This window comes from Kordiimonas lipolytica, assembly GCF_001550065.1.
This window is the reverse complement of record NZ_LRUB01000035.1, coordinates 121,088-142,543: the sequence shown is the minus strand read 5'-3', so window position 1 is coordinate 142,543 and position 21,456 is coordinate 121,088. Positions and strand designations below refer to the sequence as shown.

17 protein-coding genes are annotated in these 21,456 nt (G+C 56.5%); 11 read left to right on the top strand and 6 right to left on the bottom strand.

Annotated features, from left to right (window positions below):
* Nucleotides 1–8: 8 nt before the first annotated feature.
* The 4 genes from KORM41_RS18535 to KORM41_RS18520 are packed head-to-tail and all read right to left on the bottom strand — an operon-like array spanning nt 9 to nt 3,634.
* The gene (locus KORM41_RS18535; protein ID WP_068151904.1) at nt 9–1,214 is read right to left on the bottom strand and encodes a hypothetical protein; all 1,206 of its coding nucleotides are present in this window, start codon (nt 1,212–1,214) and stop codon (nt 9–11) included.
* On the bottom strand, nt 1,211–1,960 hold the full coding sequence (locus tag KORM41_RS18530) for a peptidoglycan recognition protein family protein (RefSeq protein ID WP_068151901.1): 750 nt from the start codon (nt 1,958–1,960) through the stop codon (nt 1,211–1,213). Before KORM41_RS18530 ends, KORM41_RS18535 begins: the two co-directional genes overlap by 4 nt.
* Nucleotides 1,953–2,885, bottom strand: coding sequence for a DMT family transporter (locus tag KORM41_RS18525; protein WP_068151898.1), 933 nt, complete (start codon nt 2,883–2,885; stop codon nt 1,953–1,955). Before KORM41_RS18525 ends, KORM41_RS18530 begins: the two co-directional genes overlap by 8 nt.
* Nucleotides 2,882–3,634 (bottom strand): molecular chaperone DjiA, encoded by a 753-nt coding sequence (locus KORM41_RS18520; protein ID WP_068151895.1) that lies wholly within the window; start codon nt 3,632–3,634, stop codon nt 2,882–2,884. The genes KORM41_RS18525 and KORM41_RS18520 overlap by 4 nt, the downstream gene beginning before the upstream one ends.
* 185 nt (nt 3,635–3,819) lie before the next feature.
* On the opposite strand from KORM41_RS18520, the gene KORM41_RS18515 reads away from it, so the two are divergent.
* On the top strand, nt 3,820–4,950 hold the full coding sequence (locus tag KORM41_RS18515) for a beta-ketoacyl-ACP synthase III (RefSeq protein WP_068151893.1): 1,131 nt from the start codon (nt 3,820–3,822) through the stop codon (nt 4,948–4,950).
* Between the two features lie 62 nt (nt 4,951–5,012).
* On the opposite strand, the gene KORM41_RS18510 is transcribed toward KORM41_RS18515, so the two are convergent.
* Nucleotides 5,013–6,236, bottom strand: coding sequence for a GGDEF domain-containing protein (locus KORM41_RS18510; RefSeq protein ID WP_156432053.1), 1,224 nt, complete (start codon nt 6,234–6,236; stop codon nt 5,013–5,015).
* Between the two features lie 181 nt (nt 6,237–6,417).
* Between KORM41_RS18510 and KORM41_RS18505 the strand changes: the two genes are divergently transcribed.
* From KORM41_RS18505 to KORM41_RS21950, 4 genes are all read left to right on the top strand, one after another.
* A complete protein-coding gene (locus tag KORM41_RS18505; protein ID WP_068151890.1) occupies nt 6,418–6,789 on the top strand; it encodes a BlaI/MecI/CopY family transcriptional regulator in 372 nt (123 codons plus the stop codon).
* Nucleotides 6,789–10,085, top strand: coding sequence for a M56 family metallopeptidase (locus tag KORM41_RS18500; RefSeq protein ID WP_068151887.1), 3,297 nt, complete (start codon nt 6,789–6,791; stop codon nt 10,083–10,085). Before KORM41_RS18505 ends, KORM41_RS18500 begins: the two co-directional genes overlap by 1 nt.
* 77 nt (nt 10,086–10,162) lie before the next feature.
* The gene (locus KORM41_RS18495; RefSeq protein ID WP_068151886.1) at nt 10,163–11,347 is read left to right on the top strand and encodes a dipeptidase; all 1,185 of its coding nucleotides are present in this window, start codon (nt 10,163–10,165) and stop codon (nt 11,345–11,347) included.
* A gap of 113 nt (nt 11,348–11,460) precedes the next feature.
* Nucleotides 11,461–11,637 carry a hypothetical protein gene (locus KORM41_RS21950; protein ID WP_156432052.1) on the top strand — a complete coding sequence of 59 codons (177 nt, stop codon included), beginning with the start codon at nt 11,461–11,463 and terminating at the stop codon, nt 11,635–11,637.
* Nucleotides 11,638–11,708: 71 nt separating this feature from the next.
* On the opposite strand, the gene KORM41_RS18490 is transcribed toward KORM41_RS21950, so the two are convergent.
* Complete coding sequence (locus KORM41_RS18490; RefSeq protein WP_068151883.1) at nt 11,709–12,155, bottom strand: YaiI/YqxD family protein; 447 nt, start codon at nt 12,153–12,155, stop codon at nt 11,709–11,711.
* 126 nt (nt 12,156–12,281) lie between these two features.
* Here KORM41_RS18490 and KORM41_RS18485 point away from each other — a divergent pair, with 126 nt between their 5' ends.
* The 6 genes from KORM41_RS18485 (at nt 12,282) to KORM41_RS18455 (ending at nt 21,438) form a co-directional block, all read left to right on the top strand.
* Nucleotides 12,282–12,875 (top strand): hypothetical protein, encoded by a 594-nt coding sequence (locus KORM41_RS18485; RefSeq protein WP_068151881.1) that lies wholly within the window; start codon nt 12,282–12,284, stop codon nt 12,873–12,875.
* A gap of 269 nt (nt 12,876–13,144) precedes the next feature.
* Entirely contained in the window at nt 13,145–16,720 is a 3,576-nt protein-coding gene (locus KORM41_RS18480; RefSeq protein ID WP_156432051.1) for a hydantoinase B/oxoprolinase family protein, read from the top strand.
* 242 nt (nt 16,721–16,962) lie between these two features.
* Nucleotides 16,963–17,394, top strand: a complete 432-nt coding sequence (locus tag KORM41_RS18470) for an energy transducer TonB (RefSeq protein WP_068151875.1) — start codon at nt 16,963–16,965, stop codon at nt 17,392–17,394.
* Nucleotides 17,395–17,565: 171 nt separating this feature from the next.
* Nucleotides 17,566–18,369 carry an energy transducer TonB gene (locus KORM41_RS18465; protein WP_231727328.1) on the top strand — a complete coding sequence of 268 codons (804 nt, stop codon included), beginning with the start codon at nt 17,566–17,568 and terminating at the stop codon, nt 18,367–18,369.
* Between the two features lie 97 nt (nt 18,370–18,466).
* Nucleotides 18,467–19,816 carry a cytochrome P450 gene (locus tag KORM41_RS18460; RefSeq protein WP_068151872.1) on the top strand — a complete coding sequence of 450 codons (1,350 nt, stop codon included), beginning with the start codon at nt 18,467–18,469 and terminating at the stop codon, nt 19,814–19,816.
* On the top strand, nt 19,813–21,438 hold the full coding sequence (locus KORM41_RS18455; RefSeq protein ID WP_068151870.1) for a GMC family oxidoreductase: 1,626 nt from the start codon (nt 19,813–19,815) through the stop codon (nt 21,436–21,438). The genes KORM41_RS18460 and KORM41_RS18455 overlap by 4 nt, the downstream gene beginning before the upstream one ends.
* Nucleotides 21,439–21,456 lie beyond the last annotated feature (18 nt).

Here is a 21,456-nt window from a genome sequence, read left to right as displayed (position 1 = left end):
CGCCAGGTCTAATCAAGAAGCGGCGCCATCAAGGCAAGCGCAAGGGCCTGGTTGTCGTCGTCTTCCATGGCTTCCACAACGTGGCGGGCCAGATACATGTCTGAATTGCCAAGCGCGCCCTCAAGAAGGGTCAACCGCACGAGGTCCCGTTCATATGCCCCCTGCAGTTCCTCAACTTCATTCAGCAGCTCCCGCATTTCGGCAGCAAAAATGCTTTGGTTGGACCCGGCCCTCAGTGACGCGAGATACTGCGCTTTCTCATCCACAGCGATAAAATACTCAAGCCGTGACAAGGCGGTTTCAAGATCACCGCGAGCTGCTTCGATCACGCCAACTTTCTTGGCAAAATCCACAAGCGCCATATTGTTTCTGAGCCGCCCACCATGCAGCAGGGCAAGTTCGTAACTTTCCTGTACGAACGCTTCGTCCATTCCCGCATCAAACATGCTGCGAGCCCGTTGTGCCGCAATGGTGGCACGGGAGGAAATACCGACAATGCTGCTGAAAAGCTCCTCTGCTTCTGCGAGATACGCATTCCGGTCCCCAGGGCGGCCCATACGGTCTGAAATGATCGCAAGCTGTATAACACCCAGATAGCGCTGGTCAGGAACCGTCACTTCCTGAACCTTAGCTTCCAGACCCGCGAGATCCACGATTGCGAGAGCCTCTCGTGGCGCCCGGGGCAGCAGCGACAGTTCCCGCCAGAAGGCTTTCACCTGATTGGTCATTTGGCCAAGCGCCACGCGTGCATCAGCCAATTTACCCGCCGAGATGGCTTCTTCGGCGATCTTGGCCAGCACCGTATCACGGATGCCGTCATTTTGAAGTTCCTCGGCCAAAGCCAAAGCGCCAGCACCATCCCCCGCCCGGGCAAGGAGCGGAGCGATAACGGTGATTTTTTCCTGGGTAACCAGGGTCAGCCGTACTGATCTGGCCTCATCAAGCGCAAGCATCAGTGTCTGGATCGCCTGATCCTGCTGTCCCGTTTCGATCATAGCACGTGCCACACCGATCAGTACCTTCGCCCGCTCAATCCCGAACTCTTCACCAATCACTGTCTGGAGCGCCGATGTGAAGGCACAATCCCGTGTCGGCGCCTCAAGGCACGCCACGGTGTGTTCGTTCGGTCGGTGCTCTGTCGTTACAGTGTCATTCTGTGCCAGAGCCGGCATCGCGATTGCAGTCAGGAAGGTGGAAAAGAGCAGTTTTTTCATAAACGTTCCCCATTTATGTGTATCTGGCTGACAATGTCGGCAAGCCTGGCGGCTGTTCCCTTGTCAAAGCACCCAGATACGGTTTCGGGTCGCCAATGTGCCTGGAAGGCACGGACTTTGGATTCGGTGGCGTCATCAAAACTTCCGGTGTCGTCCTGATGATATCCGACGATACCTAATTGTTTGTTAAGGTTACTGACAATATCCCCCCGGTCGCCCTGCCTGGCAATCATTTCGGTTTCGCCGCCAGCCACATCAGACCAGAGACCAAAACCCTTTTCGGCCAGGCACTTCCATGGAAACAGCTCACCGGGGTCTGCTTTGCGGTCCGGGGCAATATCGCTATGTCCAACGAAATGCGCCATGGGGACAGTATGCCTTGTTTTGATGTCACTTAGAAGGGCTAGAAGCGAAGAAATCTGGCTATCGGGGAATTCCCTATAGCCGAACTCATGCCCCGGGTTGACAAGCTCAATCCCAATGGAGTTATGGTTCAGGTTTTCGCGCCCTTGCCAGTACGAAACACCTGCATGCCACGCCCGTTTTTCCTCATCCACCAGGCGAAATATCCGCCCGTCTTCTTCAATCAGATAATGGGCCGAAACCTGGGCTGCGGGATCACACAAGCGGTCCAGCGCTTCTGCCCCGGTACGCATGCCTGTATAGTGAAGCACCACCATATCGGGAGCCATCCCTTCAGGGCGTTCATTCCAGTTCGGGGATGGATGCTCGATGATATCAGCCACCCTCAACGCCCTTCCTTTCTTCCGCGATCTCCTCCGGCGTGGGCCTGACTTCCGCGACCGCGAGGGACTTGGCGCGTGCGCTGTTCCTGATAGTCACCACCAGAACACCGGAAAGCGTAAGCAAGGCGCCAACCGCCATCCTCCAGGTAAATTCCTCACCCAGGATCAAAATACCGCTGCCTATCGCAAAGACAGGCATCATCAGAAAATAGGGTGACACCACGGAAACCTCATATTTCCTGAGCAAATAGTTCGCGCCGCCATGGCCAATCACTGAGGACCCAATCCCGGTATAAATTACCGCGGCCCAGGCCTTCGGGCTTGTGTTGGCGATGGCTTCAAACTGGCCGCTTTCAAAAATGGACGACAATATGGTGGACCCGAGGATACCTGCAACGCCCACCCAGGCCTGCGTCGTCACAGCCCGCACTTCCTTGAGCTGCCGCATCAAGATGGCCGACACGCTATACATGAATGCAGAGAAGACAATGATCAAAAGGGCGTCCCAATAGGCAAATACATTGGGATCAAACCCAAGCACCATCACACCCGCAAAACTTAAAGCAATCCCAAGCGCCCGCTTCCACCCAACGGTTTCATGCAAGATCAGGATCGCAAGGATGGTTGAAAAGGGTACATTAAGCTGCGAGGCAATCGCCACGGCGCCAACACCGTCGGCCAACTGCATGCCCATGAAGACTGCACCAAAATGAATGACGCCAAGACTGACAGCAGCCAGCGCCAGGTCTTTCATCCGGCCTGGGATTACCTTGAGGAACGGCAGCAGGACAATGACAACAACAATGAAGCGGGTCGCGTTGGCCACCAGGGGTGGCAGGTCCTCCACCGCCCATTTCACCGCGATAAAATTCAGACCCCAAACAAGGGTTACAAGCATGACGAGGAAAATATCCCGCGTCTTCATGCCCTTTGCTCCGTACGTGGGCTTTCCTTGCCCCGCATGGCCTTGATCTTGTCATAGGCGGCATTGATTTCTGCAGCCCGGCGTGTTGCCACGGCAATGAAGTCGTTCGGAACACCGGCCGCGATCAGGCGGTCCGGGTGGTTATCCCGCACCAGCTTTCGGTACTGCGCCTTTAGTGCAGCATCATCGATGGATGGGTCGACCCCCAGCACACCATAAGGGCACTCAGGGTCCGCCCCCACATGCCGATGTACGAGCGCATCAATTTCCGCCTGCCTGTAGCCAAAAATCTTGGCAACAGCCCTGATATAATTCAGCTCATTGGGGTGCACTTCACCGTCAGACTTGGCGATGAAAAAGAGCGCTTCCAGAAGATCCGCCAGCACAGGCCTGTTGTCATACATCAGGCTGGCGATCTGCTTGGCGTAAGCATCGAATCCTGCGGTCGAACGACGCGCCATATCGAACACCTTGCCGACATTCGCCATCTCTTCCGGCGGCACGCGGAATACCTGCTTGAAGGCATCCACTTCCTCGCGCGTCACCCTGCCATCCGCCTTGGCCATTTTAGCCGCCAGAGCGATCACCCCGATGGTAAAAGTGATCTGTTTGGTAGCGTCCGGCCCGGCACTTCCCCTGGAGACGCCCGCGTCCACCGCAGCACCGGCCGCGACGCCCAACAGGGCCCCTATGGGCCCGCCCAAGGCCAGCCCAGCAGCGCCACCAATAATTTTACCCCAGATCGACATACCAATTTGGTAGCATAGCCGTATGCGCTATCCTACAGAAAACTAAGCCATTTTTTGCATGGCAGATATTCCCAGAATGATTGGTTGGATGTTGGGCCAAAAGGCAGTATATCTATGCGCCCAATGTAACAGGCCTGTCATAAATCGGCGTAAGACAGGCTGGCAAAAACAAGGAACTGTTTGGTATGGTTGATGTAGTAATTTCGGGTACGGGTCTTTATGTGCCGCCGCACAAAATCACCAATGAGGAACTCGTCAAAACATTCAACGAATATGTTGATGATTTCAATGCCCGCAACAAGGCCGATATCGAAGCCGGCCTGATCCCCGCCAAACAGCACTCAAGCGCTGAATTCATTGAGAAAGCTTCCGGCATCAAAGCCCGCCACCTGGTAGACGTTGAAGGCGTGATGGACCTTGATCGCATGATGTCCAAAATGCCGGAAGGCGGCCACGGCGACGATGAGCGCCCCTGCTTCCAGGCCCATATGGCGATTGAGGCAGGCAAACAGGCCATCAAGAACGCAGGCCTCAAGCCAGAAGATATCGACCAGGTCATCTGCTCCGCTGCCGTTGTGCAGCGCTTCTTCCCAGCCATCGGCATCGAAGTTCAGAAACACCTTGGCACCAAGGGCAGCGCGCTCGATATGGTCATGGGGTGCTCCAGCGCCACTTACGGCCTGATCGCAGGTGTGAACGCCATCAAGGCTGGCACTGCCAAGCGCGTATTGATGGTAAACCCGGAAATCTTCTCCACCATGGTGAACTTCCGTGACCGCGACAGCCACTTCATCTTCGGTGATATCGCTTCTGCGGTTGTGCTTGAAGATGCATCGATCGCTAAGGGCGACGACCTCTGGAAGGTAACCGGCACCAAGGCCGAAACGCAGTTCTCTTCCAATATCCGGACGCACTATGGTCCGATGACCCGCCTTGATGACGATAGCCTGCTGCGTGAGGACATGTTCTTCATGCAGGAAGGCCGCAAGGTATTCAAGGAATTGCTGCCGCTGGTGACTGAGTTCATCTCCAGCCAGCTTGAAGATGCAGGCCTCCGCGTAGAAGACCTGAGCCGCATGTGGCTGCACCAGGCAAACATCAACATGAATATGTATGCCGCCAAGAAGCTTCTGGGCCGCGAACCGGAAAGCCATGAAGCGCCAACCGTGCTGGACCAATATGGCAACACCGCAGGCGCTGGCTCCATTGTGGCTTTCCACGAAAACCACAAAGACATGAAGGCCGGCGACAAGGGCATCATCTGCTCGTTCGGTGCAGGCTATTCGATCGGCAGCTTGCTGGTTGAAAAGCTCTAAGATTATTTCACAGAAAAACAAGAATCGGCCCGCGATCATCGATCCGGGCCGTTTTTTTTGACCTATGCGCTTTGGGCGGGTTTAACGGCTCCAGCGCTGCCTGAAACCTCAATCTGGTTGCGGCCTTCCTTCTGCGCTTCCCTGAGAGCCTTGTAGGCCGCATCAAGAATACTGTCTGGAAGAAGGTCATCGCCGCGCGCAGTGGTGACACCGAAACTCACCGTCAGGCTGATATCCTTGTTACCGTGCTGAAAAGGATACCCTGTGACAGCATCGCGCACCCGGTGCGCCACCAGCTCGGCCCCCTCCTCCGCTGTGCCGGGCAACAACAGCACGAATTCTTCACCGCCAAAGCGACAAAAGACATCCTGCGCCCGACGGCCTTCCATCACGCCTTCTGCAAACTGGCTGAGAATAGCGTCCCCCACTAGATGTCCATGCTTCAGGTTGATCCGCTTAAATTTGTCGATATCCATCATGATCAGGGACACTGGCTCGCTTAGGCGGCGTGACCGGGCAAGCACGGTCTTGATCACGGTCATGAAAGCCCGCCTGTTGAGCGCCTGCGTCAAGGGGTCCATCATCGCCTGAATGCGCAAGTCCGCCTGCACACGTTCTGCCGTCGATACGATAAGCGACACTGCAAGAGCCAGCGCGAACACCATGCCTTCGATCTGGGTCAGGGTCGCAATAGCAGTGTCATCGAAATAGGCCTTTGGTGTCTCCATCGCCATGATGCTTATGCCGCGGTAGACATTAAAACCGCCATGGGCCAGGAACACACCGGCAACAACGCTTGCACCAATGGTTTTCCGTTTGATGATACCTTTATATAGCCCGACGCGCCCGCCAAGCGCCTGCACCACTGAAAGCGCAGCCCCCAGTGAGAACACCGCCGCAAAGAACGAATAGAGCGCTGCACGGTTTTCCTGCGTGCCACCCTGCAGCAGGTTATTGACCAGAATGACTATTGCGAAAACCATAATAGCGCCCGCCAGATAGGTCAGCCGCCGGGACCGCTCTTTCCAGTAATCTGCGATTCCAAACCAGAACCAGAGGTGGCCTGTTAGAATAAGCAGATCTCCAAGGAGGATAGCCAAAGACCGCTCAGGCCCGGCAGCCAGCGTCAAAACAAAGACGCCCGCCGTTGCCATCGCCATACCGATTGCAAGGCGACCCAGTCCCGCGAAACTGAAATTGGCAATCCAGTGCGCAACCAGCACACAGGTTGAGACAGCCAGTATCAGGACGGTCACCAGCAGCAACGATGAAAGATCTAGGGCCACATTTTCCCCCAATGCGATGCCAAGTCGGGCAACACCTTATTCCAGAAAGGCAAAAAATCAAATCCGGCTTTTTGAAGCCAGTCCATTTTCCCAGGCTGCAAAACTTTAAGATTCTTTCCATTGACGCCTTACTACAGCTGTAGTAATAATTCTTCTACACATGTAGTAGAAGGTCCGAGACATGACAGCGAATATAAAATTATCAGATCAACAATATCAGCTCGTGCAGGCACTCTGGAAGCTGGGCGAAGGCTCAGCCAAGGATGTGCAGGCCGTGCTGGATAATCTGGGCCTCGCTCATACGACCGTCGGCACAATATTGTCCCGACTGGAAAAGAAAGGCGTTCTTGCTTCGGAAACCCGGGGGCGGGAGCGTGTCTACAGGCCGCTCATCAGCGAAGGCGACGTAAAGCGGTCCATGGTCTCCTCCCTCGTCTCCACGCTCTTTAAAGGCGACAGCAAAGCCCTGCTCGCCCATTTGGTTAACGAAGGCGAGATAGAGAAAGATGAACTGGACCAGATCAAGCAGTTGATCGATGGGGAGAACGTCTGATGTTTGACGCATTTTTCGACATGCCGGCGCTGACGCTTGCCCTCAAATTCATGGTTGCAAGCACAGTGCTGCTTGGCGCTGTGTGGCTGATGGAAAAAACGCGGCTCCTGAACAAGCCCGACCTGGCTGACATGGCCTGGAAACTGGCGGTTGCCGGCTCGTTCCTCGCTCTATTGCCCGTCGGCGACTGGATTTCCAAACCCATCACTATCCAGCATGAAAAAACAGCAGCCTTGGTTGAGGAATTCAATGAAGGACGCCCCCTTGCCGGCATGCTGCCGATGCTTGACCCAGCGCCAAGGCAGGACAAGGAAACATTGATCACAACAACCGCCCGCAATATGGCCGAACGGGAAAGTCTTTCAACAAAGACTGACCAGCTAGTTATGCCTGCGACAAGACCAGCGTTAGAGCCAATGGTTACTATCGAAGCAGCCACTGCATCCGCGCCAAACACCCTATGGAACCTGATGGCCAGCATGCGCACCAAAGACCTTGCGGCACTTATGTGGGCTGCCCTTGCTGGCCTCGCCCTTGTGTTGCTTCTTGGCGGCTATGCCAGCGCCATTAAAAGCCTGGGCAGCCGTCTACGTGTCCCGGCCGAGCATGATGCCAACAAAGCCCTCAGGGCCATCTGCGACGCGGCCCAAATCCGGACCGTGCCTTACCTGAGCCGCTCAAGCGACCTGAGTAGCCCGGTATGCCTGCCACGGCGCGAAATCTGCTTGCCCGATTGGGCCTTTGACGACTTGCCAAAGAGCGAACTCGACAGCTTGCTAGCGCATGAGGTTGCCCACATGGTACGCCGAGACCCACTGATGCTGATGGTCATGCAGGCCCTATCACGACTGTTTTTCTTTCAACCGCTATTTAGATTGGCGCGCAAGCGGTTGGCAGATATCGCGGAGCTTTCCGCAGATGAATGGGCAGCAACGCACCTGGCTGACGCCAAGTCTGTTGCCGCCGCCCTCTATACCTGCGCCACAAAAATACATGAAACACGACAGATACAATGGGGACTTGCAATGGCAGGTAATAAATCAATGCTAAAAACCAGGGTCGAACGGCTAATCGGTGCGAACGGCCAAGCTTTCGGAAAATCCGGTGTGGCAGCGAAGGGCGCTGTTGCTTGCAGCCTTCTCGCCATAACGCTGGGGCTCCCTAGCATCCAGTTTGCGGACGCGCTGTCTGCTGAAATGCCACTGCCTATTATGGCATCGACTACGGCCCACCCGGACACCCTACCAAGCGCCGAGGAAATCGAAGCGGAAATGCGCCGCACGATCGAAGAGGCCCGCGCAAAGGTTGCGGAAAAAGCGCGCGTCATGGCCAAGGAGGCCAAAGCGACAGGCATGCCCGCACCCAGCGAGGCACAGATCGCCCGTGAAATGCGCGTGGCCATCGCCCAGGCAGAGGCAGAAGTGAAGGAAAACGCACGCCTCCTGGCGGAACGGGCAGAACTGCACGAATTCGAAAAGTCGTCCCACAGAGTTGATGGACCTACGCGCCTTCATATCACTGATGCAAATGGCATCGGCAACATGGTCTGGAGTGACGGCAAGCGCGAGATCAAAGCGCGCTGGGACGGTGAATTCACCCTCACCCATGACGATGCTGCCATCGCGTCTATGGAAGAAGGGGCGATGCTGGTACTGCGCAGCAAGTACGGCAGCAAGAAGCACAAGGTTCGCATTGAAAATCCAGACGGCCAAATTCAACTGACCTACTGGAAGGACGGCAAGAAATCCGACTTCGACAAGGAGGGCGAAAAGTGGCTGGCCGATACGCTACTGATTCTGGTGCGCCAGGTGGGCTTGAACGCCAAGGCCCGTGTCACCCGCATTCTTGCTGCCAAAGGCACAGGCGGGGTAGTGAAGGAAATTGACCAGCTTGACGTTGATCATGTTGCCCGCATGTACGCGGCCCTGCTGATTGATAAGGCCGACCTCTCAAACCGCGACCTGAAAAAGCTGGTAGACCGCTTTGCCAAAATGGACAGCGACTATGAGCTCCGTCTTGCCCTGTCATTGCTGCTGGAAGAGAAAGAGCTGGACAAGAGCGTGATGCCAAAGGTTCTGAAGGCGGCTCGCACGATCGACAGCGACTATGAACTGCGCCTGTTGCTGACGCCTTATATTGATCGGTTCGGCACAGACAACAAGACCATGAAAGACCTGCTCGAACTCGCCCGTTCGGTCGAAAGCGACTATGAGATGCGGCTCCTGCTGTCTGCCGCCGTCAATGACCAGACACTGAGCGAAGGAAACCTGGAAAGGCTTGCCGAACTTGCTGCCGAAGAGATGGAAAGCGATTATGAGCTTCGCCTTCTCCTGAGTTCCTTTGTTGAGCAATTGTCAGAGTCCCGTGGTGCCACAGCCATTGCCCTTAACGCGATCAATTCAATCGGCAGCGACTATGAAAAACGCCTGGCGCTCAGCAGCATCGCAGCCTACGGCGCCTTCGACACCAAAGGCTGGGTATCCCTGATTGAAGCTGCGGCTTCAATCAGCGGTGACTATGAAAAGCGGCTGGCGCTGAGCGCCATCAAACACAGGCTACCGGACGATAAACCCATCCAGGAGGCCTTTAGCGCCGCTGTCGCGAGCATCTCTTCCGATTATGAAAGGAAACGCGTAGCCACTGCCGTCGCACCCGTTACCCGAGTTGCAACCACCGTGCAGAGCGTAACCACCACGGCCACCGCGATCGTGGAGCCAAATGTTCCGCAATCTGTAACAGTAGTCGTGGATGCACCCGCAGACCCTGAAAAAATCAGGTATGACAGCCACCTGTCACGGTATGAGGACAGCATCAATCTTATTGAAGACAAAAATTGCAAGCGCAATTGCATCCTTCGCCATCCAGCCTTTGACACCCTGGATCGATATGACCTGCTTTCCATGATGGAACGTATGATCGACGGTGGCCTTCAGGCCCGCGGCGTCGCTGTTCCCGATTATCAGGTCACGGTTACATCTATTCAGCTGGACCATTCACTCGCCGCACTCAACAGTCGCGTCTCATCAGGCGGGGCCTTCAACAGCGGTCGTCGCTCGGGCCCTACAATGGGGGCTGCCAAGGGCGTCATGAAAGTAACGGTGGAACTTCTGGACCCCACAAATGGGCAGTACACCACCCTGGAGCTGGACACGATCAATCCGGGCTCTGACTATCGGGCATATGGTCTAAACACAGACCGATACTGGACCAGCGACCTGACCAGACTGACCGCCCATATGGCTGATGCCGTTGCAAACCAGATAGCTCTGCATGTGGGATGGCAGGCCAAAACCTAGCGTCTTTTGAATTGGCAGGACTTAGACACTCGCCAAAGACGGATCCTCCCCTATACTCATGTAGGGGAGGATTTTTTATGGCTCGCATTCTCAAAGTAACAGTTACGCTGGCATTGCTTGCCTTGCTCATTGGCTATGCGGGGCTGCGCCTGATCGCTGCTCCCATGGCGGACCGCTCCATGAACAAACAGGTGGACCATCGACCCTACCGGCTAAGCGCAGATTCGGAAACCTTCCACCGCTCCCTCCTTGTGATGGACTGGCACGCGGACACACTGCTCTGGAACCGAAGCCTGCTGGCACGACATGACTATGGCCACGTAGACCTGCCGCGCCTGCGGGAGGGCAATATGGGCCTGCAAATGTTCACGACTGTGACCAAAACGCCGCGCGGGCAAAATCTGCACGCAAATGACGCTTCAAGCGACAACATCACGTTGCTCGCAGTCGGTCAGGGCTGGCCGGTCCGGACATGGAACAGTCTGCTGGAGCGTGCGCTATACCAGGCCGAAAAGCTGGATGATGCCGTCAACCGCTCTGGCGGCGCCATGATGTGGGTTCGCACCCAGGCTGAACTGGCTGCCTTTCTTGAAGCGCGGGATACAGCCAAACGCCTTGCGCCCGTCGGCGCCCTGTTGGGCACAGAAGGCGCACATCCCCTGGAAGGCGCCATCGCCAATATCGACCGCCTCTATGACGCCGGCTTCCGCATGGTCGGACTGCTGCATTTCTTCGACAACCGGCTGGGCGGATCATTGCACGGCGAGGCAAAAGGCGGATTGACGGACTTTGGCAAGCAGGTTGTGCAGCGTCTGGAAGAGAAGGAGATAATCATCGACCTAGCCCATTCATCCGAGCAGGTCGCTTGGGACACCCTTGAAATCGCAGTGCGCCCAACCGTGGTCTCGCATACGGGCTTCCGGGGCCACTGTGACACACCCCGGAATTTCCCGGATGACTTGATGCAGGCCATCGCGGCGAAGGGTGGGTTGATCGCCGTCGGCTTTTGGGACAGCGCAGCCTGCGGTGACACCCCAGACGACATCGCCGCCAGCATCGCCTATGGCATCACCCTCGTGGGCGCAGATCATATAGCGCTGGGATCAGACTGGGACGGCACGGTGAAAGCCATCACAGCAAGCGACATTGGTGCCATCACCGAAGCCCTGGTAACCCGCGGAATTTCAGAAGACAGCATCCGCAAAGTCATGGGCGGCAACAGCGTTCGCTTCCTGTCAGAATGGCTGCCAAAAGGTGAATAAAATCAATAATGTGGGTAAAATTTTATTCATCTCTTCACAAAAGAAAAGGCTTCTGTCACTAAGGGCCTTGTAAACAGAATCACGCGTTCAATTTTTGGTTCAGGAGTTATTTTATGATCAGCAGTATTTCGTCTGGCCCAGCCTTGCAGCTCAACACAGCAGGCATTGCACCACAAAAGAATGGTGGCGGCGCCAAACTGGATCTGAATGACGTACCTCAGAGCAAAGTGAAGCTCGAAGCTCCGCATACCATCAATGGCAAGGGCCTGAAAATCGACATCAAAGTCTAAGGGGTTAGACTGGGGTGACAGGCGGCGCAACCATATGGTTGGCGCCGCTTTTTATTGCCTACCAACACCAATTAGCGGCGCAGGCCCTTTTGCACAGCAAGCTCAAGCGCAGACAGGAAGCGTGACCTGTCCTTTTGGGAAAAGCTGGCGTTGAAGCCGCGATCTTCACCCATGTCCCGCAGCTGGGATTTAAGCTCCCGCATCGCCAGTGCCATACCAATATTGTCTGTTGTGAACGGCTTGCCGTTATGGCCCAAAACCACCGCGCCCGCTTCAAGAAGCCGGGCGGCCAACTGGATATCACCGGTGATGCAGATATCGTCGGCACCGGCGTGCTCCACGATCCAGTCATCGGCAGCGTCAAAGCCGTCGCTCACCACGACCTTCTTCACATTTTCCCCAACAGGAATGCGCAGCCAGGCATTCGACACCAGATGCACCACCAGGTCATGCCGATAGGAAACCTTCAGCACTTCTTCCTTCACAGGGCAGGCATCTGCATCAACATAAATTTCCATGAACCTTACTTTCTGCTCCCTGCGTGGCCAGGCCCTCCAGTGTCCCGATGGGGCGATTTAGCATGTTTCGCCAAAGCAAAACAATGGTATGACGATACCCAGAAAAACATATGGGAAGAAAACTCCATGAAAAAGCTGATCGCCACAATCGCCACTGCCGCCTGCCTGCTGCAGGCCACCAGCGCTCTTGCCCAGGACGAAGACGCTGCCCCAACCCAGCGGGACCAGATGGTCAAGTCCATGCAATATATGCTCCAGCGGGCTGAAATCGTGCGCATGCTTGCCGCACAACACCTGACCTACATTGACGAAAACCGGGATAAAGGGGAACTTCATGTCTTGGATGATGCGGCCCAGGTCATGGCCTTCGCCCTTGTTTGTCAGAGCCCTGACCTCGATCCCGCGATGCTCAACAAAATTGCAGCGGAATCCACGCTGCAAATCGCCCTCAAGGTGGAAGGTTCCCCAATAGAGGAATCCATTTCACAGATAATGGGGGAACTGAACGGCAAGGAACGCATCACCTTGGTCGCCGATGTGTCATCAGCTGTCCTGATGTTCAAGGTTGGGCGCCGACGCGGGTTGTTTGACGCCCTGCTAACCGATTTCGGGACCGCCCGTTTCTGCAAGGGAATGCAGAGCAATATGCGGGCCCGGTATCAGGGGCTGGCAACCTATCTGGAAGACCTTCAATCCAGACAAAACAACAAGGCCCAATGAAACCCGGACGAACACGATTGACAATCATTGGTTTTAATTTTACCCTCATTAGGTGAAGGAAAGGAAATGTGAGCCATTGGCTTGCACCCTTCTGGGTTCCCGACACCCAGGCCCCGACCTTCCCTGGCACCATTTCAGCTCGAGGGGCCACCCCAGGCACCACTCTCTCCCAGAGTGGTGCCTTTTTTGTAACTGAAGGGCTGCTTCTCGCTCGCGCATTGAACTTGCCACTCAAGCCCGCTATGCATAGGCAAAACGGGGATGGATGTATGAGCAAGTTTGAGTTTTGGATCGACCGGGGCGGCACCTTCACTGACGTGGTGGCGAAGCACCCCGATGGCAGCCTTACCAGCCACAAGTATCTATCGGAAAATCCCGGCCAATATGACGATGCCGCCGTGCATGCCATGCGTGACATTATGGGGGTGGCGGATGATGCCCCCTTCCCCGCCGCGGACGTCAGCGCGATCAAGATGGGCACAACCGTTGCCACCAATGCGCTGTTGGAGCGCGACGGCGAGCCCACGCTTTTGCTGATAACCAAGGGCTTCAAGGATGCCCTGATGATTGGCCAACAGCACCGGGCCGACCTGTTCGCGCTTAAGCCTGAGCGCCCTGTGCCGCTTTATAGCGATGTCGTGGAGGCTGATGAACGCATGGCGGTTGACGGCACGGTTGTCACTGCGCTTGACGAGGCTGCCTGCCGCAAGGCACTTCGGAAAGCCTATGATACGGGCCTGAGAAGCGTTGCTATCGCCTTCGTGCATGCTTACCGCTTCCCCGACCATGAAATCATGGCAGGCAAGATCGCCGAAGAAATCGGCTTTACACAGATTTCGCTGAGTCACAAGGTCAGCCCGCTGATGAAGCTGGTGTCGCGTGGCGACACCACGGTGGCAGATGCCTATCTATCCCCAATCCTGAAGCGCTATGTAAACCAGGTAGAGCACGCCACCACCGGCAGCCCGCTTTATTTTATGCAGTCAAACGGCGGGCTTGCGGCGGCACACGCCTTTGAAGGCAAGGATGCCGTCCTTTCCGGCCCAGCCGGCGGCATTGTGGGTGCGGCGAAAACTGCCGAACGTGCGGGCTTTTCCAAGCTGATCGGCTTTGACATGGGCGGCACATCCACCGATGTCAGCCACTATGACGGCGCTTACGAGCGCGTGTTCGACACTGTGGTCGCCGGGGTCCGCATGACAGTGCCCATGATGGATATCCACACAGTTGCCGCCGGTGGCGGGTCCATCTGCAAGGTCATCGACGGGCGCTTCCAGGTTGGGCCTGCCTCCGCGGGCGCCTTCCCTGGCCCAGCAGCCTATGGCCGTGGCGGGCCTATCACCATCACAGACTGTAACGTCATGTTGGGGAAACTGTCGCCAGACCTGTTCCCAACTGTGTTTGGCGAAGACGGCAAGTCCCCCCTTGATACGGCGGCGACGGAAGCGGATTTCAAGGAAATCCAGGCCCAACTCAAGACAGAGACCGGCACTAGCTACAGCCTGCATGAAATTGCAGAGGGGTTCCTGGCTGTGGGCGTGGAGCACATGGCCCGCGCCATCAAGCGCGTGTCGGTTGAGCGCGGCCATGACATCAAGAAATACAGCCTGCTGACCTTCGGCGGCGCGGGAGGCCAGCATGCCTGCCTTGTGGCAGATGCGCTTGGGATCGACCATGTCATCGTGCCGCCATTCTCAGGCGTCCTTTCAGCCCTGGGGATGGGCCTTGCAGACCAGCGGGTAATCACGGATCAAGCGCTGGAGTGCCCGCTAGCTGATACTGAAGCAATAGCCGCGACGGCTGGTGAAGTGCGCAGGCTTGCGCAAGAACGCCTCACCGAACAGGGCGTGCCAGAGCGTGACCAGACCGTCTCTGTGCGCCTTCGGGTGAAATACAAGGGCACGGATACGACGCTGACTGTGCCGCTGGCTGACGAGTGTAAGACCAAAGCCGCATTTGAAGACGCACATAAAGCCCAGTTTGGCTTCACAGAGCCAGACCAGGCCATTTATGTAGAAGCCGTGGAAGCGGAAGCCGCCGGTGGCGGTGCCGCGACCGCGCTGAACCTGGCAGCCACAGGCACAAGCGCATCGCCTGCTGGCAAGTTCCAATTCTTCAGCGGCGGCGCCATGAAGGACGCTGCAATCTATCACCGCGAACAGCTGAAGCCGGACTGCACCATCACTGGGCCCGCAGTCATCCTTGAAAATGGTGGTACCACGATCCTTGAGCCCGGTTGGTCGGCATCACTGAAGGCGAATGACACGCTGCTGCTGCACCGCACGGCAGAGCGCACCCGCCGGGATATCGACACAACGAAACCCGACCCGATCATGCTGGAGATTTTCAACAATCTCTTTATGTCGGTGGCGGAAGAAATGGGTGGCGTACTGGCGAAAACCGCCCATTCGGTAAATGTGAAGGAACGGCTGGACTTCTCCTGCGCCGTGTTCGACAAAGCAGGCAACCTGATCGCCAACGCGCCTCACATGCCAGTGCACCTGGGCAGCATGGGCGAAAGTGTCTTGAACATTATCGACGCGCGTAAGGGCACGATCAAGCCAGGTGACGTGTTCATGCTGAATGACCCGTTCGCCGGTGGCACTCACCTGCCGGATATCACAGTCATCACTCCGGTCTTCTTTGAAAGCGATGCTGAGCCGCACTTCTATGTGGCATCCCGCGGCCATCACGCAGACATTGGCGGCATTTCGCCGGGGTCAATGCCACCCGCATCCAAGACAATTGACCAGGAAGGCATCCGCTTCAGCAATTTCAAGCTGGTGTCTGAAGGTAGTTTCAACACGCAGGAACTCAGGAACAGGCTGGCGCAAGGCCCGTATCCGTCCCGCAATCCTGACCAGAATGTCGCTGACCTGAAAGCCCAAGTTGCCGCAAACGAACGCGGCGTGACGCTGGTGAAGAAACTGGCTAGTGATTTTGGCCGCGATGTGGTTGACGCCTATATGGGCCATGTGCAGGACAACGCCGAAGAAGCAGTCCGCCGCGTGATCGACCGCCTGAAGGACGGACGGTTCAGCTATCCGATGGACTGCGGCGCTGAGGTGCGCGTGCGCCTGGACGTCAACCGGAAAGACCGGACTGTCACCGTGGACTTCACCGGCACAAGCCCGGTTCAGGACAATAATTTCAACGCACCGCTCGCTGTCACCAAAGCCGCGGTCCTTTATGTGTTCCGCACCTTGACCGGCGAAGACATCCCACTGAATGCCGGGTGCCTGAAGCCAATCCATCTGGTGGTACCTGAAGGCTGCATGCTGAACCCAACACCACCGGCTGCCGTTGTTGCCGGCAATGTGGAAACCAGCCAGATTGTCACCAACGCCCTGTTTCTGGCCGCAGGTACCATGGCCGCGGCCCAAGGCACCATGAACAACCTGACGTTCGGCAACAGCCGTCATCAATATTACGAAACCATTGCGGGCGGGACCGGCGCCGGGCCAACATTTGACGGTACGGATGCCATCCAGTCACACATGACCAACAGCCGCCTGACTGATGTCGAGGTGATGGAATGGCGCTACCCGGTGCGCGTGGAAACCTTCGGCGTGAGGACGGGGAGCGGCGGCAAGGGCCAGCACACCGGCGGCAATGGGGCCGTGCGCACAATCCGCTTCCTTGAAGAAATGGAAGTCTCGATCCTGTCCGGTCACCGGGCTGACGGACCACCTGGCCTTGCAGGTGGCGAACCGGGCAAACCTGGTCGGACTGCAATCATTCGAATGAACGGCAGTCAAGGGCAAATGACGGCGTCGGATGCTACCACAGTCAAGCCTGGCGACTGCATCACCATCGAAACACCTGGCGGAGGCGGCTACGGCTAGCCATAGGCAGGCCCAAACCCCATCCTTGCACCAATGGTTAATAGACCCTATGCTGACTTTTATAAACGAAAGTGCCTGCTTGGGGCACGATGATATGCGCACTGGGGGCGCGAGCGACAGCAGGAGACAGAAGCAAGACAGACGCTGCAGAAAAAGCGGCGCGTTGGCCTTTTTGGGGAAAAGGCTTGTCACGATAGTGGAGCATGAATTCGGAATCTACTTGAGAGAGGAAGGGGAAAACCATGCGAACCACAACCAAAGCCGCCTTGGGACTCTTGATCGCGGCAGCTATGGGCGCACCAACACCCGCTGCCTTTGCAGAGGGGGACGAACACGACGGACACTGGCTGACATCACGGTGCAAGGGGGCACGCCTTGCGTTTGCGGTGAAACAGAAGCAATTGCAGGGTTATGTCAAAGTCAAATACGACATCCAGCCAAATGGCCGTGTCACCAACATACGCGTAGTTGAAAGCGACCCACCTGGCGTCATGGACCGTTCCGTGTCCAACGCAATCAGGGGGTGGCGCTATTTCGCCTATTTCAAGGACGGGGTTGAAAGCGGCCGCAAAGATGTGGAGCTAACCTTTACATTTGGGGGTTCTCCTGAAGAACAGGAGGCAACCTGCACCCACGTACCATGGCCCCAGGCAACAACCGCTGAAGCAAAATAAACCACTCAGCCAAGAGCAATCAACAGCCCGCCCTTCCGGTGGGCTGTTTGCATGTTACGTCACAAACTCGCTGTTGACAGCGCATATGATTTATATATGTTATATTATATCATTTTCATTCATGGGGCACAGGGAATGTTCAGACAGATCGGAAAAAGCGCACTTGTTTTCATGACCACCGTGATGGCGCCTGCTGCAGTCGGGGCCGACGGACCGGCCAGGCCACAAGATCCCATGTGGCAGAATTCCGTTTGCGTCAACCCAATGTTGCCGCGCATTGTCGTCAAGAAACGCCTCACAGGTCACGCCTCAGCGCTGTTTGATATCACCGTCGAGGGCGAGGTGGAAAACATCAGGATCACGGATAGCGACCCAAAGGGAGTAATGGACGGCGCCATCAAACGGGCGCTGAGGCGCTGGTCCTATTTCCTTCATTTCGAAGATGGATATGCAGCACCCCGCAAGGATGTGCCCATTACCTTCACTTTTGGCGAAGAAGGTGAGACCACCTGCAGGCATATACCGCTGCCGGAACTGCCCTCTACCGTCGGGGATCCGTCCGATCCCTATATTCAGCTGAAGCAGTGCACCATGCTGGTAATGCAGCAGAAAGAGGCACGAGACCGCATATCCGGCAAAGTGACCCTAGGCTATGACATCAGCAAAAGTGGCAAGGTTGAAAACATTGAGATACTGTCCTCCACGCCCGAGGGCGTATTCGATGACAACGCCGAAAGGGCACTGGCACGCTGGAAATATCACCAGTTCGAAGATACTGGCGAAGCAATTGCCCGCAATGGCCTGAAGGTCGATTTTTATTATGGTGACCTTCCTGAAGGCGCTCCCGACAACAGGTGTGGCTATGCTCCATGGGAAGCAACCAATATAATAAGCGACATGGAGTATTACCAGGAGCGCCAGAAGAAGCCATTTATCAAAAAAGGCGTACCTGCCCCCTCTCACGGCAAGAATTGACAGCCACAATTAGTGCCCTATAGTCAATTTCTGGACTGTTGAGTTCCGTTTATTCCATTTGGACCGGATCACAGCACCCTGGGGAGGGACAAGGCACATGACTACAGCTGCAACAGAGCGGCCAGCGGCGCGTCTGGAAGATATTCCGGGCGAGCGCGGCCTGCCGCTAATTGGCCACACACTTGATATCATTCGCGACCCGGTAGCCTTTGGCGCCCGCATGCGCAAGACATATGGCCCCATATACCGGACCAACAGCTTCTTCCGCGACAGCGTGACCCTTCTTGGGCCGGAAGCGAACGAATTTGTCCTGATGGACAAGGGCAAGAATTTCTCAAGCGAAAAAGGCTGGTGGCCCTATATTGGCAAACTGTTCCCGCGCGGGCTGATGTTACTGGATTTTGCCGAGCACCGCGCGCACAGGCACATCATGGCGGCTGCCTTCAAAACCGAACCCATGAAAGGGTATCTGGAGCGCCTGAACGACGCCATGCCCGACCGCATCAAGGCCTGGGGCGAGAAAGGCCATTTCGAGTTTTACCCGGCCATCAAAGAGCTGTCGCTTGATATGGCGACCACGGTTTTCCTGGGCCTGGAGCCAGGCGAGGAAAGCCGCAAGGTCAACAAGGCGCTAACGGACATGGTTGCCGCCAGTATGGGCGTGGTCCGCGTTCCCATCCCCGGCACAATGATGGCCCGCGGCATAAGGGGTCGCCGCTTCATGATCGACTTCCTGCAGGGCCTGATCCCCCAGCGCCGGGAAAGTGACCTTACAGATATTTTCACCCAGCTGTGCAAGGCGCGCGACGATGAAGGCAATACCTTCACCGACCAGGAAATTATCGATCACATGATCTTCCTGTGGATGGCGGCACACGACACCATCACCAGCTCGGTAACCACCATGGTTTATGAACTGGGGCGGCACCGGGACTGGCAGGACCAGTTGCGGATGGAAATTTCTGCGCTCGGCCTCAATGACGGCCGCCTGCCCTATGAAAAAATGAATGACCTGACCCTGACGGAATATGCCTTCAAGGAAGCGCTGCGGCTGAATCCGCCGGTGCCGGCCATGCCGCGCGAAACCGTGCGGGATGTTGAATTCAAGGGTCATATCATCCCCAAAGGCACAATCGTGGGCCTGAGCACAGTCACAACGCACCGTGATCCGGACACCTGGCCAGAACCTACAAAATTTGACCCAATGCGCTTTTCAGCCGAAGGCGGCGCCAAGGAAAGGCATCGCTATGCCTGGGTACCGTTCGGCGGCGGTGCCCATATGTGCCTGGGTTTGCATTTTGCCTATATGCAGGCAAAGGTGATCATGACGCATCTGTTGCCGAACTATGAGCTGATCCTGCCGGAAGGTTACAAGACCAGATTTCAGATCATGCCGCTGATCAAACCGGTCGATGGCCTGCCAATCACACTGAAAGCGATAAAATGAACCAGAAGACATTCGATTATATTGTTGTTGGCGCCGGGTCTGCCGGGTGTGTCATGGCTGCACGGCTAAGCGAGAATAGCGCGGTCAGCGTCTTGTTGATTGAAGCGGGCAAGAAAGATAGCTCGATGGCGATCCACATGCCCGGCATGATCGCCAAGGTGGTGGCACCCAACAAGCACAATTGGAACTACTGGACAGAAGCACAGCCGCACCTGAACGGACGCCGGCTTTTCTGGCCACGCGGCAAGGTGCTTGGCGGCTCGTCTTCGATCAACGGCCTGCTGTATGTACGTGGCCATGCGCGCGACTATGACGAATGGGCGCAGATTGGTTGCAAGGGTTGGGCGTGGGATGATGTCCTGCCCTATTTCAAAAAGGCAGAAGGCAGCGACCGACCAGACGATGACCTCCACTCATCCAGCGGACCACTTCTGACGACCCAGCACACGTCCGACAGCCCGCTCAACGTCAGCTTCCTGAATGCCGCAAGCGAAATGGGCCTGCCCTTCACCGACGACTTCAACGGCCCAAAGCAGGAAGGCGTGGGTTGGTACGACCAGACAATCCGTGGCGGACGCCGGCAGAGTGCAGCAAAGGCATATCTGGATACAGCGAAAGACCGGCCAAACCTGACAATCCTGACCGAAGCCCAGGTGCGCCATGTGATGCTGAAGGGCAAAAAAGCCGTCGGCATTGAACTCAGCCGTAAAGGCAAGGTGGAACAATGGCATGCAGGCCGGGAGGTGATCCTGTGCGGTGGCGCCATCAACAGCCCCCAGCTTCTGCAGCTATCGGGCATTGGCGACCCGAAGGACATCCAGGCTGTTGGCCTGCCCGTTATGCATGAGCTGAAGGGCGTCGGTAAAAATATGCAGGACCATCTGGACCTCACGGTTTATGCCCACCTGAAGGAACCGATTTCATACTTGCGCTACAAGGCTCCGCACCGCGGTATTGCGGAAATGCTGAAATGGGTGATGAAAAAGCCGGGCGTTCTGTCAGACTGTGTGACCCCGGTTGGCGCGTTCCTCAAGACCGACCCTGCGCTTGAACGGCCTGACATCCAGTTCCACATCATGCTGGCGATGGCCGATGAACCACACGGCTTCGCGGACCCCCACGAACACGGCTTCGGCATTCACATCTGCCAGCTCCGCCCACATAGCCGCGGCACGATTTCCCTGGCCTCCAGCGATCCGCTGGCGCCCGCGAAGATCGACCCCAACTATCTGGCGGAACCGGAAGACCTGCGGGTCATGCGCGAAGGCATCAAAGTGGTGCGCCGCCTGATGCGCCAGCCTGCGCTCGCCGACCTGATCGAGAAGGAAAAGAGCCCCTGGGACACCATTGATCTGGAAGATGACGCAGCAACCAATGACACCGTCCGCGCAAAGGCCGAAACCATATATCACCCTGTTGGCACGTGCGCCATGGGCCCGGCAGACAACGCCATGAGCGTGGTGGACCCGAGCCTGAAAGTGATCGGCCTTGAGGGGTTGCGCGTCGTGGATGCGTCTGTCATGCCGCGCCTGATTGGTGGTAATACCAATGCCCCCACTATCATGATCGCCGAAAAATGCGCCGCCATGATCAAAGACGGCCTGATAGCGGAGCCTGCATAATTCCCGAACAACAATTGA